This window comes from Duganella sp. SG902, from assembly GCF_013376005.1.
Classification (GTDB): Bacteria; Pseudomonadota; Gammaproteobacteria; order Burkholderiales; family Burkholderiaceae_D; genus Rugamonas.
In genome coordinates, this window is the sequence record NZ_JABMJK010000001.1 from 1 (window position 1) to 15,158 (window position 15,158).

The 15,158-nt window shown below is 63.5% G+C and carries 14 protein-coding genes and 1 tRNA gene; 8 read left to right on the forward strand and 7 right to left on the reverse strand.

What is annotated here, in order from left to right; translation table 11 throughout:
• Nucleotides 1–95 precede the first annotated feature (95 nt).
• Nucleotides 96–299 carry a hypothetical protein gene (locus tag FHW83_RS00005; RefSeq protein ID WP_176644335.1) on the forward strand — a complete coding sequence of 68 codons (204 nt, stop codon included), beginning with the start codon at nt 96–98 and terminating at the stop codon, nt 297–299.
• An 8-nt stretch (nt 300–307) separates the two neighbouring features.
• On the opposite strand, the gene FHW83_RS00010 is transcribed toward FHW83_RS00005, so the two are convergent.
• The 3 genes from FHW83_RS00010 to FHW83_RS00020 all read right to left on the reverse strand — a co-directional run bounded on the left by FHW83_RS00010 (nt 308) and on the right by FHW83_RS00020 (nt 2,019).
• Entirely contained in the window at nt 308–766 is a 459-nt protein-coding gene (locus tag FHW83_RS00010) for a hypothetical protein (protein WP_176644336.1), read from the reverse strand.
• Between the two features lie 70 nt (nt 767–836).
• Nucleotides 837–1,805: a chemotaxis protein gene (locus FHW83_RS00015; protein ID WP_176644337.1), complete on the reverse strand. Its 969-nt coding sequence runs from the start codon at nt 1,803–1,805 to the stop codon at nt 837–839.
• A 138-nt stretch (nt 1,806–1,943) separates the two neighbouring features.
• Nucleotides 1,944–2,019: transfer RNA gene (locus FHW83_RS00020), tRNA-Gly, on the reverse strand.
• Between the two features lie 114 nt (nt 2,020–2,133).
• Between FHW83_RS00020 and FHW83_RS00025 the strand changes: the two genes are divergently transcribed.
• From FHW83_RS00025 to FHW83_RS00045, 5 genes are all read left to right on the forward strand, one after another.
• Complete coding sequence (locus FHW83_RS00025; protein WP_176644338.1) at nt 2,134–3,768, forward strand: Na+/H+ antiporter; 1,635 nt, start codon at nt 2,134–2,136, stop codon at nt 3,766–3,768.
• Between the two features lie 4 nt (nt 3,769–3,772).
• A complete protein-coding gene (locus FHW83_RS00030) occupies nt 3,773–4,840 on the forward strand; it encodes a sensor histidine kinase (protein WP_176644339.1) in 1,068 nt (355 codons plus the stop codon).
• Complete coding sequence (locus tag FHW83_RS00035) at nt 4,828–5,547, forward strand: LytTR family DNA-binding domain-containing protein (RefSeq protein WP_176644340.1); 720 nt, start codon at nt 4,828–4,830, stop codon at nt 5,545–5,547. Before FHW83_RS00030 ends, FHW83_RS00035 begins: the two co-directional genes overlap by 13 nt.
• A 74-nt stretch (nt 5,548–5,621) precedes the next feature.
• Nucleotides 5,622–7,511, forward strand: a complete 1,890-nt coding sequence (locus FHW83_RS00040; RefSeq protein ID WP_176644341.1) for a DUF3857 and transglutaminase domain-containing protein — start codon at nt 5,622–5,624, stop codon at nt 7,509–7,511.
• Between the two features lie 105 nt (nt 7,512–7,616).
• Nucleotides 7,617–8,816 (forward strand): acyltransferase family protein, encoded by a 1,200-nt coding sequence (locus FHW83_RS00045; protein ID WP_176644342.1) that lies wholly within the window; start codon nt 7,617–7,619, stop codon nt 8,814–8,816.
• Here the strand turns inward: FHW83_RS00045 and FHW83_RS00050 are convergent.
• Complete coding sequence (locus FHW83_RS00050) at nt 8,752–11,160, reverse strand: penicillin acylase family protein (RefSeq protein ID WP_176644343.1); 2,409 nt, start codon at nt 11,158–11,160, stop codon at nt 8,752–8,754. The two genes, FHW83_RS00045 and FHW83_RS00050, sit on opposite strands and share 65 nt — an antisense overlap.
• An 81-nt stretch (nt 11,161–11,241) precedes the next feature.
• Complete coding sequence (locus FHW83_RS00055; RefSeq protein WP_176644344.1) at nt 11,242–12,180, reverse strand: bifunctional helix-turn-helix transcriptional regulator/GNAT family N-acetyltransferase; 939 nt, start codon at nt 12,178–12,180, stop codon at nt 11,242–11,244.
• 127 nt (nt 12,181–12,307) lie between these two features.
• Here FHW83_RS00055 and FHW83_RS00060 point away from each other — a divergent pair, with 127 nt between their 5' ends.
• Both FHW83_RS00060 and FHW83_RS00065 read left to right on the forward strand, forming a co-directional pair.
• Nucleotides 12,308–12,811, forward strand: coding sequence for a GAF domain-containing protein (locus FHW83_RS00060; protein ID WP_176644345.1), 504 nt, complete (start codon nt 12,308–12,310; stop codon nt 12,809–12,811).
• The gene (locus FHW83_RS00065; protein ID WP_176644346.1) at nt 12,804–13,199 is read left to right on the forward strand and encodes a response regulator; all 396 of its coding nucleotides are present in this window, start codon (nt 12,804–12,806) and stop codon (nt 13,197–13,199) included. The genes FHW83_RS00060 and FHW83_RS00065 overlap by 8 nt, the downstream gene beginning before the upstream one ends.
• Here FHW83_RS00065 and FHW83_RS00070 read toward each other — a convergent pair.
• Together FHW83_RS00070 and FHW83_RS00075 are read right to left on the reverse strand one after the other, a co-directional pair.
• On the reverse strand, nt 13,196–14,134 hold the full coding sequence (locus FHW83_RS00070) for a LysR family transcriptional regulator (RefSeq protein ID WP_176644347.1): 939 nt from the start codon (nt 14,132–14,134) through the stop codon (nt 13,196–13,198). The two genes, FHW83_RS00065 and FHW83_RS00070, sit on opposite strands and share 4 nt — an antisense overlap.
• Before the next feature lie 56 nt (nt 14,135–14,190).
• Nucleotides 14,191–15,135: a glycoside hydrolase family 43 protein gene (locus tag FHW83_RS00075; protein ID WP_176644928.1), complete on the reverse strand. Its 945-nt coding sequence runs from the start codon at nt 15,133–15,135 to the stop codon at nt 14,191–14,193.
• Nucleotides 15,136–15,158: the final 23 nt, after the last annotated feature.

A 15,158-nucleotide genomic window follows, 5' to 3' on the forward strand; every position in this document is an offset into this window, starting at 1 on the left:
TTGCAGTCCAACGTTTAACTTCCTCTTCCATAACCATGCTCACGTGATGTCCTTTCAGTATTATCACCTGAGCAGGAATTCACTGGGTCATTACAATGAAGCGAGTACTTGGCGGAGGCAATCTCAATAGCAATGCGCTCAACGCGAACGGCATTGGAATTGTCAATCAGCGCATGCCGAGCCTGAAAGCCAAGATCATGAATCGTAAAGACGATCGCATCGAAAAGAGGCTTGAACTTGGCGTCGAACGGGCAATTAAGGAAGACTCGGTCATCGTAGTCAGCCGGTTTATTCACTGAGAGGGCCATCAGATCAGCACCATCGAGGCCAAGAGCGACTTTCGCATTTCGTCGTCGAGCTTCAACTTGGTCTTGGGCGCCGGAAGGTGGTGGACCTCGGGATGTTTGCCCACGACGTTGCTCCGCGACAGTTTCAACTTCACGACCTTTCCTGGCTTCAGAGTGGTATTCGCCTCCAGTACCTTTCCAGGCGCCGATATGACAACCGTATGGCCTCCCCCCTTGGCGCGCGCGAGCGTCACTTTGTAAGTCTTGCCTACTGGAGGCTTGGACGCGGTCGCCTTCTTGGTCCTCTTCTCACCAACGACAGAACTTCCAATCTTTTTAGCCACCGCTTTCCCCTCTTCTGAAACCTTGATCCGAGCGTCGTTCGTAACCATAGGCTGATGATAGCCTCTAACAGGCAGGCTGTCATGCCGGGCGAGATCCCATGAAGGAGCCGCAACGGGCTGGGAGCCGAGGTTCAAGACTGACCAATCCCGACAATAAAAAAGGCCGCAACGTCACCGTTACGGCCTTTTCACGCAACGCGAACGTTTAAGCTGCGGTTGCGGCTTTGCCCAGCACGCTACGGATGGTGCCAGCCAGGTCCTCGGCCGAGAACTTGGCCACGTACGCGTCCGCGCCCACGCCTTTGACGTGGTCTTCGTTGGTCTTGCCCGACAGCGAGGAGTGGATCACGACAGGAATCTTGCCGAAGCGCGGGTCCTGCTTGATCAAGCGGGTCAGCGTGAAGCCATCCATCTCCGGCATCTCCAGGTCGGTCAGCACCATCGCCACGCGGTCGGTGATCGGCAATCCTTCGGCCTTGGCGCCTTCCGCGATCGACTGCAGACGGTCCCAGGCTTCCTTGCCCGACTTGGTCATGATGAAGTGCACGCCCATCGCTTCCAGACCTTTTTCGATCAGGTTGCGCGCCACCACCGAATCGTCGGCGGCCAGCACCACCGAGCCGGGTTTCAGCAACACTTTCGGGCCGATGGTTTCCGGGTCGATGTCCTCGCGCTCCGGAGGCACCAGTTCGCGCAGGATGGTTTCCACGTCCAGCACCTGCGCCAGGCGGGTGTTCTGGGTGTCGCCGTCGATGCGGGCGATGCTGGTGACCTTGCCGCCGGCCGTGCCTTCGGCGGTCAGCACCTGATTCCAGTCCAGACGCACGATTTCATCCACCGACTCGACCGCGAACGCTTGGGTGGTGCGCGCGAATTCGGTGACCAACATGATGTTCAGACCGGTTTTTGGGGTCACACCGACGATGCCTGGCAAATCCAGCACCGTGATGATTTGTCCGCGCAGGTTCACCACGCCCAGCATGTGTGGCGGGGATCCGGCCACAGCAGTCACTTCGGGCATCGCCACGATCTCGCGGATTTTGAAGACGTTAATGCCGAACAGCTCGGAATGTTCGCCCTTGGCGTCGCCGCCCAGACGGAACAGGAGGAGTTCGAATTTGTTGGAGTTGGTTAAGTTACTGCGTTCATCAACTTCCTGCTGAACTGATTTCATGGATTTCGTCTCCTTCGGTGGTCCGCTCCCAGTATAACGGTTGCGCCGGTGAAGATGTTGTGCTGGAGAACGATAAAACAACAAAAAAGGAAGCCCGTGGGCTTCCTTTTTGCTTACTACTTCTTTGCTACTGAATTCTGGAGCGGGAGAAGAGTCTCGAACTCTCGACCTCAACCTTGGCAAGGTTGCGCTCTACCAACTGAGCTACTCCCGCGGAGGCCCGTATTATGACAGAACAATTTCCTTTTCGCCAGAGCTCGCCGGCAACTTTTTACCGAACTTCCAATAGTGTAAGCTTAGCCTCGTTTCACTATCGGGAAGGAAGGGAATGGATTCAATCGAAGTCGTGCTGATCATGCTGCTGGCGGTGGTGGCCAGCGCCTATATCCGGCGTTTGCTGCCGCGCGCGATTCCGCTGCCGCTGGTGCAGATCGTCCTGGGCGCCCTGATCGCCTCCAAGTCCTCGCACGGCGTGGATCTGGAACCGGACCTGTTCTTCCTGGTTTTCCTGCCGCCGCTGCTGTTCCTCGACGGCTGGCGCATTCCCAAGAGCGGCCTGCTGCGCGACAAGGGCACCATCCTGGAACTGGCCTTCGGGCTGGTGGTGTTCACGGTGGTGGGCGCCGGCTTCCTGATCCACTGGATGATCCCCGCCATGCCGCTGCCGGTGGCGTTCGCGCTGGCGGCCATCGTCTCGCCGACCGACCCCATCGCGGTCAGCTCGATCGCTTCCAGCTCGCCGATCCCCAAGCGGCTGATGCACATTCTGGAGGGTGAGTCGCTGCTGAACGACGCCTCCGGCCTGGTGTGCTTCCGTTTTGCGGTGGCGGCGGCCATGACCGGCGCGTTTTCGCTGCAAACCGCCGCCCTCACCTTCGTCTGGCTGGTGGCCGCCGGCATCGCGGCCGGTGTCGGCCTGACGCTGGTGGTGACGTGGGGACAGCGCTGGCTGGTGCGTCACTTCGGCGAGCCGCCGGGCTCCCCGATTCTGGTCAACCTGCTGATTCCGTTCGGCGCCTATCTGGTGGCGGAACGCCTGCATGCCTCTGGCATCCTGGCGGCGGTGGCGGCCGGTGTGACCATGAGCTACGTCGAATTGAGCGGCCATGCGCACGCCAACACCCGCATTCAGCGCTCGGCGGTGTGGGACACGGTGCAATTCGCGCTTAATGGCGTGATGTTCGTGCTGCTGGGCGAACAGCTGCCAGACATCTTCCGGCTGGCGGGCGCCTCGCTGGAGGAAAGCGGCCATGTCAACCGCTGGTGGCTGGTGGCATACGCGTTCGCCATCACCGGCGGCCTGCTGGCGCTGCGCATGGCGTGGGTGTGGGCCTCGCTGCGGCTGACCATCTTCAAGCAGAAGGTGCGTCACCAGCCGCGCCACAAGATCAATCCGCGCCTGCTGCTGGCGACGACGCTGGCAGGCGCGCGCGGCACCATCACGCTGGCCGGCGTGCTGACGCTGCCGCTGGCGCTGCCCGACGGCTCGCCGTTCCCGGCGCGCGCGCTGACCATCTTCCTGGCCTGCTCGGTGATCCTGATTTCGCTGCTGGTGGCCAGCATCGCCCTGCCTCGCCTGCTGGCAGGGATGACCTTCCCGGCCGAGCCGGAGGAACAGCAGGAAGAGGATCTGGCGCGCCGCGCGGCCGCCAACGCCGCCATCACCGCCATCGAGAAAACCCAGGTCGCGTTGATGGAGTCCGACGCCTGCGTCGATCCGGAGGTCTACCCGCAGGCGGCCGCGCGCGTGATCGCCTTTTATGAGCACAAGTTGAAGGAGGTCGATCCGGAAAGCGAGCAAGCCTGGCGCAAGACCGATTCCGCCGAAAAGGAACTGCGTCTGGCCGCGCTGGAGGCCGAGCGGCGCACCGTGTGGGACCTCGCGAAGCACGATCAGATCTCCGACGAAATCTCGCGCAAGCTGGTGCGCGAGATCGATTTGATGGAAGCGCGTTACCGCTAAGCCCATGCAAAGAACCCGCGCCATCGTCGCCTACGCCTGGATTCTGTTCTGGATCCTGATGGTCTCCACCTCGGTGCAGGAGTACCTGCGCGGCCATGATCAGGGCATATGGAAGCCGATCCTGTGGGAGACCTCGTCGGCGCTGACCGGCACCACGCTGCTGATCCTGCAGCGCCGCTTCACCCGCAAGTACGACACGTTGATCGCCAACGCGCCGCTGCGCTGGTTCCTGCACCAGCTGGCATGGCTGCCTGTGTATTGGCTGGTCTTCGTGCCTGCCGCATTCGGCATGCGGCACGCGGTGTACGCCATGATGGGGGAAACCTACACGCATGAAGGCTGGGCCCAGGTGTACCTGTATGAAGACATCAAGATGACGATCTTCTTCAGCATCTTCACCGCCATCACCTTCGGCGTGCTGTCCTTCCACGCCATGCTGGAGGAGAAACTGCGGGTCGAACGCGCCAACGCCTCGCTGCGGGAGGCGCAGCTGCTGCGCCTGAGCCAGCAGATGCAACCGCACTTCCTGTTCAATGCCCTGAACACGATATCGTCGCTGATGTACAGCGACGTGCAGCGCGCGGACGCCATGCTGGTGCAGTTGTCCGACGTGCTGCGCGCCACGCTGGACGTCGGTGAGCGCCATCTGGTGCCGTTGGAGACGGAGCTGCGCATCCTGCGCGGCTATGCGGCGCTGATGAGCGAGCGCTTCGCGGATCGCGTCAGCATCTCATGGGACGTGGATGAATCACTGCACGCCTGCGAGGTGCCGGTGATGAGCATGCAGCCCTTGCTGGAGAACGTCTTCAAGCACACCGTTGAAAAGCGCCGCCAGCCGACCGCGATCAGCATCAGCGCCCGGCGCCAGGGCGACATGCTCCACCTGCGAATCGAAGACGACAGCGGCACGCTGCCACCGGCCGCCATCAACGATGGCGGCCGTAGCGGCATCGGCGTGCGCAATTTGCGCGAGCGCCTGGCGGCGCTGTACGGCGAGCGCGCTGCGTTTGGTCTGAGCGCCCTGTCGCCGGCCGGCGTGCGCGCGGAAGTGAGGCTGCCATGCGCGTCCTGATCGTCGACGACGAGCGCCCCGCGCGCGACAAACTGCGCCGCATGCTGGCCTCGGAGCCAGGCATCAGCGCCATCGAGGAAGCCCGCGACGGCGTGGAAGCGCTGGAAAAGCTCCCCTCCTTCGCGCCCGACCTGCTGCTGCTCGACATCCAGATGCCCGAGATCACCGGCCTCGATGTCGCCGCCTCGCTGCCAGCGCCGGCGCCGCTGGTGGTATTCGTCACCGCCTACGACGAATACGCCATTCGCGCTTTCGACGCCAACGCCATCGACTACCTGCTCAAGCCCTACGACCAGCCACGCCTGCAACGCGCATTGCAGCGCGCACGGGAGCGCCTGGCGGCGCGTCCGACCCCGGCGCCCCTGCCTTCGGTCACGCAACTGCTGGTGCCCGAGCGGCACGGCACGCGCGTCGTCAAGGTCGAACAAATCCAGTGGATCGAAACCGCCGACAACTACGTCATTCTGCACACCGCCGATGGCGATCCGCTGATGCGGCAAACGCTGGCCGGCCTGCTGGAGAAGCTGGGACCACGCTTCATCCGCTGCCACCGCCGCGCCGCCGTGCAGCTGGATTGGGTGGCCAGCATCGTCAATCTCGACAAAGGCGATGGCGAGCTGCTGCTGCGCGGTGGCGCCTCGGTTCCGCTCAGCCGCCAATACCGCGCCGACCTTGAAGCCCGGCTTGTATCGACTTGTAAAAAGTGACAAACCGCGCATATCTAACGCGATTGTTTTACGTACAATCACTGAGTCCTATTTCAATTCAGAGCAGTCAATCGATGAAGCTGAAGTTTATCGCGGCGCTGTGTGCAGCCGCCCTGTTTTCCACCCAAGCCTATGCGGCCGATGATGGCACCGACCGCTCGCTCAGCGTCCTGAAGAACCTGCAGCATTTTGTCGTCCAGCGTGACGGCGGCTATGTCCTGACCGAGGAATATCTGGTGCAGCTGAATGAGCAGCGCGCCGTCGGCAACGCGGCACAGCGCCAGTTTCACTTCAACCGCACGCTGGAGGACATCGACATCGTCGAGGCCTACACCGAAAAGCCCGATGGCCGCCGCATCCCGGTACAGCCGGCGCAAATCAGGCTGCAACAGGAGCCGGCGTACAACGGCGCGCCGATGTTCCAGGACATGCAGATCAAGGCCGTAATCTATCCCGATGTCGCGGTCGGCGACAAGCTGTACTCGAAGACCCGCAAAACGCGCCGCAGCGCCCTCTTCGGCGGGCAGTTCTACGACACCACCTATCCCCGCTACCATCCGACCCAACAACTGACGCTGATCTACGATCTGCCGTCCGACATGCCGCTCAAGTCGGATGAACTGGGGTTCAAGGCCAGCGCGCCGGAGCGGCATGACGGCCGCACCGTCTATCGCTGGGACTATACGCCGTCCGACAATCCGCGCCTTGAGTTCGACGCCGTCGGCTACGCCGACTTCGGTCAGCACCTGGTGGTCTCCACCTTCAAAGACTATCGCGACATCGGCCTGGCGTACGACGTTACGTCCAGGGCGGCGGCCAAGCCCACGCCCGCCATCGAGGCCAAAGCGCTTGAGCTGGTCAAGGGGCTGAGCGAGCCACGCGACAAGGCGCGCGCCATCGGCAACTGGGTGCGCACCAACATCCGCTATGTCGCGGTCTATATCGGCAATGGGGGCCGCGAACCGCACAGCGCCGAGTCGGTGCTGGAGAACCGCTACGGAGACTGCAAGGACCATGTGGTACTGATGGAGGCGATGCTCAGCGCCGTCGGCATCGACAGCACCCCGGCGCTGATCAGCGCCGGCAACGCCTACAAGCTGTCGCCCGTCGCCAGCATGGAACCGTTCAACCACGTCATCAACTACATCCCGTCGCTGGACCTGTACATCGACACCACGGCGGACAACCTCAGTGTCGGCTACCTGCCGTTCTGGGACCTGGACAAGCAGGTGATCCTCACCCGCACCGGCCAGATGGGCCACACTCCAACCACGCAGCCCGGCAAGATCAGGAACCACTACACGGTGCAAATTGGCGCGGACGGCTCGGCCCAGTTCAAATTCACGCGCGACAATCTGGGTGCCTGGGAGGAGGAAGTCCGTACCGAGCAGCGCAACTGGAACAAGAACGACCAGGAGCGCTTCGTCGAGAGCCTGCTGAAATCCTTGGGCATCAAGGGCAGCGGCGAAGTGGAACTGGGTAATCTTGACAGTGCGGCGGAGGGCAAAGGCTATAGCTACAGCCTGCGCGGCAAGGGCGAAAACTGGCTCTACCTGCCCGGCACGATCGGCGTGCCCGCGGTCAGCAGCCTGTATGCGGGTCTGGCGGACCAGGTGTTCAGGATGACCAACGAGGCGACGCGCACCCAGCCTTTCATCTGCCCCGACAACGACTACGAAGAACAGGCCGAGTACCAATTGCCGGCCAACGCCAAACTGCTGGCGGTGCCGCCCGACGTCAACATCAGCAGCCCGTATTTCCAGTATCACGCCAGGTTCCGCCAAACCGGCGGCAAACTGGTAATCGACCGCAGCTTCAGGAGCGGCAAGGCGGGCGGCAAGGTCTGCACCCCGCAAGACCACCGGGCGATGCAGGCCGATATCAAGAAAATGGTGCGCGACCTGCGCAGCCAGTTCATCCTCCAGGTGCCGGATGTGACGGGCACGCCCGAGGTGGCAAACTAGCGCCGCCGGCTTCCGGCTCGCCCCACGCGGCGCCCATTTCGCCCCAAGGCGATGGACGCTCGCGCGGGGCGCCGCTAATCTGGCTCCATCAACAAGGAGCCAACAATGAACAACAACCGTCTCTACTTCCTCGACTGGATACGCATCCTCGCGTTCTTCGTGCTGATTCTCTACCACACCGGTATGTACTACGTGACGTGGGACTGGCACGTGAAAAGCCCCTATGCCAGCGACGCCATCGAACCGCTGATGATCCTGTCCTCGCCATGGCGCCTCGGCCTGCTATTCATGATTTCCGGCGTGGCCACCGCCTTCATGCTGCAAAAAGTCCGGGGCGGCGCGCTGCTCAGGCAGCGCAGCTGGCGGCTGCTGGTGCCACTGATCTTCGGCATGTTCGTGATCGTGCCGCCGCAGGCGTATTTTGAAGTCGTGGAAAAAGTCGCCTACCAAGGCGGCTACGGGGAATTCATGCGACTGTACATGGCCCGCTACCACGGCTTCTGCCGGGGCGACGATTGCCTGATCATGCCGACCTGGAATCACCTGTGGTTCGTTGCCTACCTGTGGGTCTACACCATGATCGGCGGTTTGATCGTGTGGCTGCTGGGTGCGCGCTTCAACGCCGTTTCCGACGCGCTGGGCCGCCTGCTGAGCGGCTGGCGCATCGTCGTGCTGCCGGTGGCGGTGCTGGCCGCCGCGCGCTTCACGCTGGCCGACCACTTCCCCTCGACGCACGCCCTGGTGGACGACTGGTACAACCACGCGCAGTACTTCTTCCTGTTCGCACTGGGCGCGCTGCTGGCGACGCAACGCGGATTGTGGTCCAGGATGGAGGCCCTGCGCTTCACCAGCCTCGGCTTGTGGCTCGCCAGCTGGGCGCTGATCGTCTGCTACTGGTCGATTCCGGAGGCGCTGGCCAACACACCCGAGGTCCAGCAATGGAAGCCGGTATTCCGCACCATCTACTGCCTGTGCCAGTGGGCGCCGATCCTGACCGTGTGCGGCTTCGGCCACCGCCACCTGAACTTCGACAGCGCCAAGCGCCGCTACCTGACCGAAGCCGTGTTCCCGGTCTACATCCTGCACCAGACCCTGATCGTCTGCATGGCGCACTGGATGAAGCCACTCAAACTGGCACCCGGCATCGAGGGCGTATTCCTGATCGTGCTGACCTTCGCCATCAGCTTCGCCGGGTTTGAAGTGGTGCGCCGCATCGCCGTGCTGCGCCCACTGTTTGGACTTACTTCACAAAAGTCAGCGTATGCCGCGCAGGCCCCGGCAGCAGCGGCGTCGCCCGCCCGGTAACCCAGTCCTCGCGGCCATCGAGGAAGTAAGGCGACAGCGGATGGCCGCTCTGCCCCGCCGGCATGTTGAAGATGCCCTGCTCCTCGTGGCCGGGCGACACGGTCAGGCGCTCGGATTGGCCGAAGGTCGGGCCGGAGACACGCGGCATGTGCTGGTCGCCCGGCAGCATGTCCGGCGCCACCTTCAGGTACTTGCCCAGCACCGGAATCGCGGAGGCCATCGGATGCGCGCTGGCGGCCGTGTTGCGCTGGCCCCAGGTGGCGGCCGACAGCGGCTGGCCATCCTTGGTCAGATCCTTGATGACGCGATCCATCGCCGTCACCTGCAAGGCTTGCCAATCGGCGTACCGCGGCGGCAGCCAGGCCGCCGGCCGCTGATCCAGCAGGCGCGCCAGCACCACCGGCCAGCGCGAACTCACCGAGGCCATGCTGGCCTTGGCATCGATCTTCGCCAGTTCCGCGTTCGCGCTTTCGTACAGAATGTCGTAGACCGCGTACATGAAACCGCGCGTGATGCGGTAGCTGACGGAGTCCACATCCGCCCTGCCGCTCCAGCCATCCTTGAGCAGCTTGAGCGCCTCGCCGCGCTGCGCGTTGCCAGCAACCGCTTTGGCATCCAATGCAGCGATGGCACGCTCGCGCCACGCCGTCAGGAACACGGCGCGGTTATCGAGGCCGATGGCGTAGACCTGTTTCACATCGGTTTTCGGGCCAAGCGCGGCCAGATCGTCGCGCACCTGATGGGTGCGGGCACCGAGGTCGAAGCCGCCGTCGCCGATCAACTGCGCGCCGCTGCCCGCCAATTGACGGCTATTGGCCGTGCCGATATGGCCATGCGCCGGGTTCACCACTTTCGGATACTCCTCCGGCGCCAGCCAGCCTTGCCACACACCTGCGGCGGCGTCCGCGCTCATTGGATAAGTCGACGCCACGCCAGCCGGTGCGCGGCGCGGCAGCGGGCCCGCGATGGTCCAGCCGATATTGCCCTTGTCATCGCCGCCGACGAGGTTCTGCGCCGGGATGCCCAGCGTCGGCGCGATCGCCAGCGCCTGATCCAGCGTGTCGGCCAGTTCCAGCTTGCCGGCGTTGAAGTTGACGGCGCCCGGCAGGTGCGCGGTCCAGTGCAACGCGTAGCTGCGGCCCTGTGCTTCGCGGATCGGGCCGAGCGAGGTTTCGCGCACGGCGAACTTCACGGCCGGCGCGCCTTTAATCAGGATGGTTTCCTCATGCGCAACCGGCGTCTCCCAGCCGGCTTGCGTGCGCACCTGGCCCGGCTTGGACGCATCGCTTTCAAGCGCGATGAAGTCCATGTAATCGCCATAGCTGTTGGTGAAGCCCCAAGCCACGTGACCATTACTGCCGACCACCACGAATGGCGTGCCAGGCAGCGTTACGCCGACCATGCGGCGCTGGCCGCCCTTCCCGTCCGGGAACTGCAGCACGGCGCGATACCAGGTGTTCGGCAGTTGAATGCCGAGGTGCATATCGTCCGCGACGATGGCGGCGCCGGTGTCCGTGCGGCTGCCCGCGACCGCCCAGTTGTTGCTGCCCACGGTGTTGAGGAATTCAGCGGCGGCCACCTTGGCCGGCGCCGGCGCGTCGGCGTCCTTCGGTTTGCCCCACCAGGCAGGCGGCGCGGCCGGAATCGCCACATCGGCGGCGGCGATGGTTGGCGCGTCGAGCGGCGCATCCCATGGCGTGGACTCGGGCGCCAGGAATGCGCGCTGCTCATCGTTGGCGTTGTCCTTGAACCAGCCGCGCGCCAGTTCACGCGGTTCCTGGCTGCCCTGCAGGTCGAAGTACATGGCCCAGATCACCAGCATCGTGTCGGACGGCGACCACGCGCGTGGCGGCAGGCCCACCAGCGCGTACTCGAACGGTTTGGCGCTCAGCGCATTGAGGCCATCATTGACACCCGCCACGTAACGCTCCAGCAGCGCGCGATCGGCCGCCGGCATGGCCTTGATCGCCAGTTCGGCGCGCGCGCGGAAACGGTGCAGACGATGCGATTTATCGAGCGGCAGCGCGCGTTCGCCAAACAGCTCGGACAACTCGCCGGCCGCCACGCGGCGCAGCAGATCCATTTGGAAGAAGCGCTCCTGCGCGTGCACAAAGCCGGTGGCATACGCCACATCGCCGCGACTGCCTCCACTGATGACCGGCACGCCATGCTCGTCGCGCGCCACGCTGGCCGTGGTTTCCAGTCCGGCCGCCTGGCGCGAGCCCTCCAGCTGCGGCAAACTGCCGCGCAAATACAGCCACGCCGCGGCGATCGCCAGCACCAGTAAAGCCACCGCAGCGATCAGTATCCGCTTCGACCAGACCATCACCCCGTTTTTTTGCATACCATCCCCGTGATAAAAATCTCCAAGTTGGCCATACTGCCAGAGACGCGGGGCGCGGGCAATCCGGCAGGTACATGCGGGTCAGAGATCCAGCTCCCAGGTTTCGTTGACCATGTCCTTGCCGAAGGCGTGCACCGGCTCCTGGGCCACCAGCACATAGCCTTTGTTCTGATAGATGTGGCGCGCTTCCTTTTGCTGATCCGTGGTCCACAGCCGCATCTTGCGGTAGCCGGCGGCGCGGGCGAAGCGGTGGCATTCGTCCACCAGGCGCGTGCCAAGGCCGTAGCCGCGCGCCTGTTCCTCCACCAACAGCAGGCGCAGCTTGCCCACGCCCTCCTCGCCGCTGCGCGCCAGCGCGATCGAGCCGACCGGCTGGCCGTTCATCTCGGCGATCCAGCAATGCTCCAGCGTGGGATCGAAATCGCGCTCGAAATCGGCGCAAATCTGGCCGACCAGGGTTTCAAAGCTGCGATCCCAGCCCTGCTGCGTCGCGTAGATATCGCCGTGGCGGCGCGTGATCCACGCCATGTCGCCGGGACGATGGGCGCGCAGCACGAAAGGCTGGGCGTATTTCAGGCCGCTCTCCGTGTCGAGCAGTTGGCGGATGGTGCGCATGGCGTCCAGCATGCGCAGTTGGTCCGATTCGTCGAAGCGCGACAGCATGTCGCCGACCTCCTCGCGCGAACGGCGGTCCAGCGGTTCGTAGACGGCGCGGCCGTGCGCCGTCAGATGCAGCAGCTTGGAGCGGCCGTCGGTGGCGGATGGGACTTTGCTGACCAGGCCCGCGCTTTCAAACTTGGCGATGATGCGGCTCAGGTACCCACGGTCCAGCCCAAGGTCGCGGCACAGCGCGGCGGATGGCTGGTCGCCGTGGTGCGCCAGCTCGTACAGCACGCGCATCTCGGTCAGCGTGAACTCGCTGTGCAGCAGGCCCTCGCGCAGCACGCCAATCTGGCGCGTGAAAAAGCGGTTGAACGAGCGGACCGCGGCAATACGGTCATTGAAAACAGGGACAAGCATGGGAACTCCGGCGATCGTATGGAGCGATTTTGCGACAGATTGCTGACTGAGTCAACATTGTGCACCGTAGGGGATAGTGCTACAGTGAGGCCAACACGACTACGCGGCCGTCGCGCCGCCTCCCGCCATGTTAGCTGCGCCGATCCCCGACAACGACAAGGAGCGCCTTGCCGCCCTGCGCGCGTTACTGATCCTGGACACGCCGCCCGAGGAGCGTCTCGACAAGGTGGTGCAATTCGCGGCGCAGGAATTCGACGTGCCGGTGGCGCTGATCTCGCTGATCGACGAAAACCGGCAGTGGTTCAAGGCGCGCGTGGGCCTGGATGCGTGCGAGACCGGGCGCGATATCTCCTTCTGCGCGCACGCCATCCTGCAACCGGACATTTTCGTGATTCCCAACTCCCGCGCCGACGAACGCTTTGCCGACAACCCGCTGGTGACGGGGGCGCCGCACGTGATCTTCTACGCAGGCGCGCCGCTGCTCATGCCGTCCGGTTACGCGATCGGCACCTTGTGCCTGATCGACCACCAGCCGCGCAATCTGGACAAGACCGAACTGGCCATCCTGTCATCGCTGCGCGACCTGCTGGTGGAAGAGCTGAGCAACCCGGCGGAGGCTGCCCATGGCTGAGGCATCGCCGCGTCAACTCGACATGCTGCTGGTGGAAGAACAAAACCTGCTGCGCAAAACCGTCTCGCTGACGGCGCGCTCACTGGGGATGGGGACCGTGCACGAAGCGGCCAACCTGCAAACCGCAGAGCGCCTGCTGCGCGAGCGGGCGTTCCACGGCGCGGTGATCTCGATCGACTGCGGCGGCGTCCATAACTTCGCTCTGGTGGACAAAGTGCGCAACGGCCTGTCGGCCAGCCAGGCCGACATCCCGATCGCGGTGATGGTGGACCAGGCCACCACCGACCTGATGAAAGAACTGAAGGAACGCCGCGTCACCCGCGTCATCCTCAAACCCTTCCGCGCCAAAATCCTGCTGGAAGCGTTTGAATCGTTCAGCGGCGGCTAGTAGATTTCCCGCGCCACTTCGCGCACGGATTTGAGCAGCAGTTCCGCGCCCGGCGACAGGATATGGCCATCCACGGTGATGATGCCGAAAGCGTCCATCCGGCACGGCAGCTCGATCGGCAGGATGTTCAACACTCCCTGCGATTCGTAGTACTTGGCCACCGCGATCGGCATGACGTTCAAGGCGTCCGTCTGCTGCAGCAGCGGTTTAATCAACAGCACCGCCGTGGTGTCGACCACGTTGATCGGCACTTCCAGGCCCGCGCGGCGGAACATCAACTCGCAGCGCGCGCGCAGGATCGAGCCTTGCGGCGGCAGAATCCACGGCTGGTTGGCGATGTCGCGCAATTGCAGGCTCTTGGACTTGAGCAGTGGATGGCCGACGCGCACCACCGCGCACGCCGGCTCGTCGCCCAGTTCCTCGTAGCTCAGGCCCTCGGCGCTTTCGCGCTCCGGAATACGGCCGATCATGAAGTCCAGCCGGCCGCGCTGCAACTGCTCCAGCAGCACGTTGGACTGCTCCATCTCGACACCGATGCGCAGCTTGGGCGCGGCCTGCTTGGTGCGCGTGATCGCCTGCGGCAGCAGCGCGATCCCCGGCGTCATGATGGTGCCGATGTCCACCTGCCCGGTCAGCCCGGCCTTGATGGCGACGATATCCTCGTGCGCCAGCGAGAGGCTGGTCAGCGCCATGCGCGCGTGGCGGATCATGGTCTCGCCGTAGATGGTCGGCTCCATGCCGCGCGGCAGGCGCTCAAACAGCTGCACGCCCAGCATCTCCTCCAGATCCTTGAGCTGCTTGGACGCGGCAGGCTGCGTCATGTGCAGCTCTTCGGAGGCACGGTGGATGTTGCGTTGTTCGTCCAGCGCGATCAGCAGCAGCAGCTGGCGCGTTTTCAGGCGCGCGCGCAGGAACCAATTGGGGTTAGTATCCATAGTCTTATGATATCATGTTCGATATTGATTTATACACAATACCGCGAGTTTAGATATCACTTGCAAGCAGCACTAGGATTGGCCGCCGGGCCTTCCTTGGTCTGCTTGATGAATGGAATGGTGCCGTCGGCGTTGTAGGTGAACTCCTCCACCGCCACCGAACGGCGGAACTCGCCGCCGCCCGGCAGTTTGGCGTTGTGGTAGAAGATGTAGTTCTTTCCATTGAACTCGACGATGGTCTGGTGGATGGTCTTCACCTTGGCGTTTTTCGACATGATCACGCCCTGATACTTCCACGGGCCAGTGGCGGAAGGGCCGGTGTAGTACGCCGTCTCCTCGGGATAGTCGCGCGAGTACGACAGGTAGTAGGTGCCTTTATGCTTGTGCAGGTAAGGCGCCTCGGTGAAGCGGTCCATGCCGACGGTGTGGACCGGGCCATCCAGTTCGGTCATGTTGGCTTTCAGCTTGGCGTACTTCAGCACCGTATTGCCCCAGTAGAGATAAGCCTGGCCGTCATCGTCGATGAACACGCCCGGGTCGATGTCGTCCCACGCGATCGGCGCTTCCAGCGTCATGTTGTTGGTGACAAGCGCGGAGCCGCGCGCGTCCACGAACGGCCCTTCCGGCTTGTCCGACACCGCCACGCCGATGGCGCGGCCGGGGATCGAGGCGTGATCCACGGTGGCGTAGAAGTAGTATTTACCATCGCGCTTGGTGATGTCGCCAGCCCACGCATCGACTTTGCCGATCGCCCATTTGAAGGCGGACGGCTGGATCGGCGAACCACGATCGGTCCAGTTCTTCATGTCGCAGCTGCTGTACAGGCGCCATTCCTTCATGACGTAGTCCTTGTCGGTCGGCGAAGCCTGGTCATGGCCGACGTACAGATAGACGGTGCCGTTTTCCACGAAGGCCGCCGGATCGGCGGTGAACAGCTTGGGCAGGATCGGATTGGCCGCGTGCGAGGCGCACGCCAGCAGGCTCGCCGCGGCGAACATCATGGTTTTTTTCAAAATACTCTCCA

Bases quoted from the DNA above. Each gene is read 5' to 3' on its own strand.
- FHW83_RS00050 (WP_176644343.1), bottom strand. From the start codon at position 11,160: ATGCAAAAAAACGGGGTGATGGTCTGGTCGAAGCGGATACTGATCGCT.
- FHW83_RS00055 (WP_176644344.1), bottom strand. From the start codon at position 12,180: ATGCTTGTCCCTGTTTTCAATGACCGTATTGCCGCGGTCCGCTCGTTC.
- FHW83_RS00025 (WP_176644338.1), top strand. From the start codon at position 2,134: ATGGATTCAATCGAAGTCGTGCTGATCATGCTGCTGGCGGTGGTGGCC.
- FHW83_RS00030 (WP_176644339.1), top strand. From the start codon at position 3,773: ATGCAAAGAACCCGCGCCATCGTCGCCTACGCCTGGATTCTGTTCTGG.
- FHW83_RS00060 (WP_176644345.1), top strand. From the start codon at position 12,308: ATGTTAGCTGCGCCGATCCCCGACAACGACAAGGAGCGCCTTGCCGCC.
- FHW83_RS00040 (WP_176644341.1), top strand. From the start codon at position 5,622: ATGAAGCTGAAGTTTATCGCGGCGCTGTGTGCAGCCGCCCTGTTTTCC.
- FHW83_RS00005 (WP_176644335.1), top strand. From the start codon at position 96: ATGAAGCGAGTACTTGGCGGAGGCAATCTCAATAGCAATGCGCTCAAC.
- FHW83_RS00045 (WP_176644342.1), top strand. From the start codon at position 7,617: ATGAACAACAACCGTCTCTACTTCCTCGACTGGATACGCATCCTCGCG.
- FHW83_RS00075 (WP_176644928.1), bottom strand. From the start codon at position 15,135: ATGATGTTCGCCGCGGCGAGCCTGCTGGCGTGCGCCTCGCACGCGGCC.
- FHW83_RS00015 (WP_176644337.1), bottom strand. From the start codon at position 1,805: ATGAAATCAGTTCAGCAGGAAGTTGATGAACGCAGTAACTTAACCAAC.
- FHW83_RS00065 (WP_176644346.1), top strand. From the start codon at position 12,804: ATGGCTGAGGCATCGCCGCGTCAACTCGACATGCTGCTGGTGGAAGAA.
- FHW83_RS00070 (WP_176644347.1), bottom strand. From the start codon at position 14,134: ATGGATACTAACCCCAATTGGTTCCTGCGCGCGCGCCTGAAAACGCGC.
- FHW83_RS00035 (WP_176644340.1), top strand. From the start codon at position 4,828: ATGCGCGTCCTGATCGTCGACGACGAGCGCCCCGCGCGCGACAAACTG.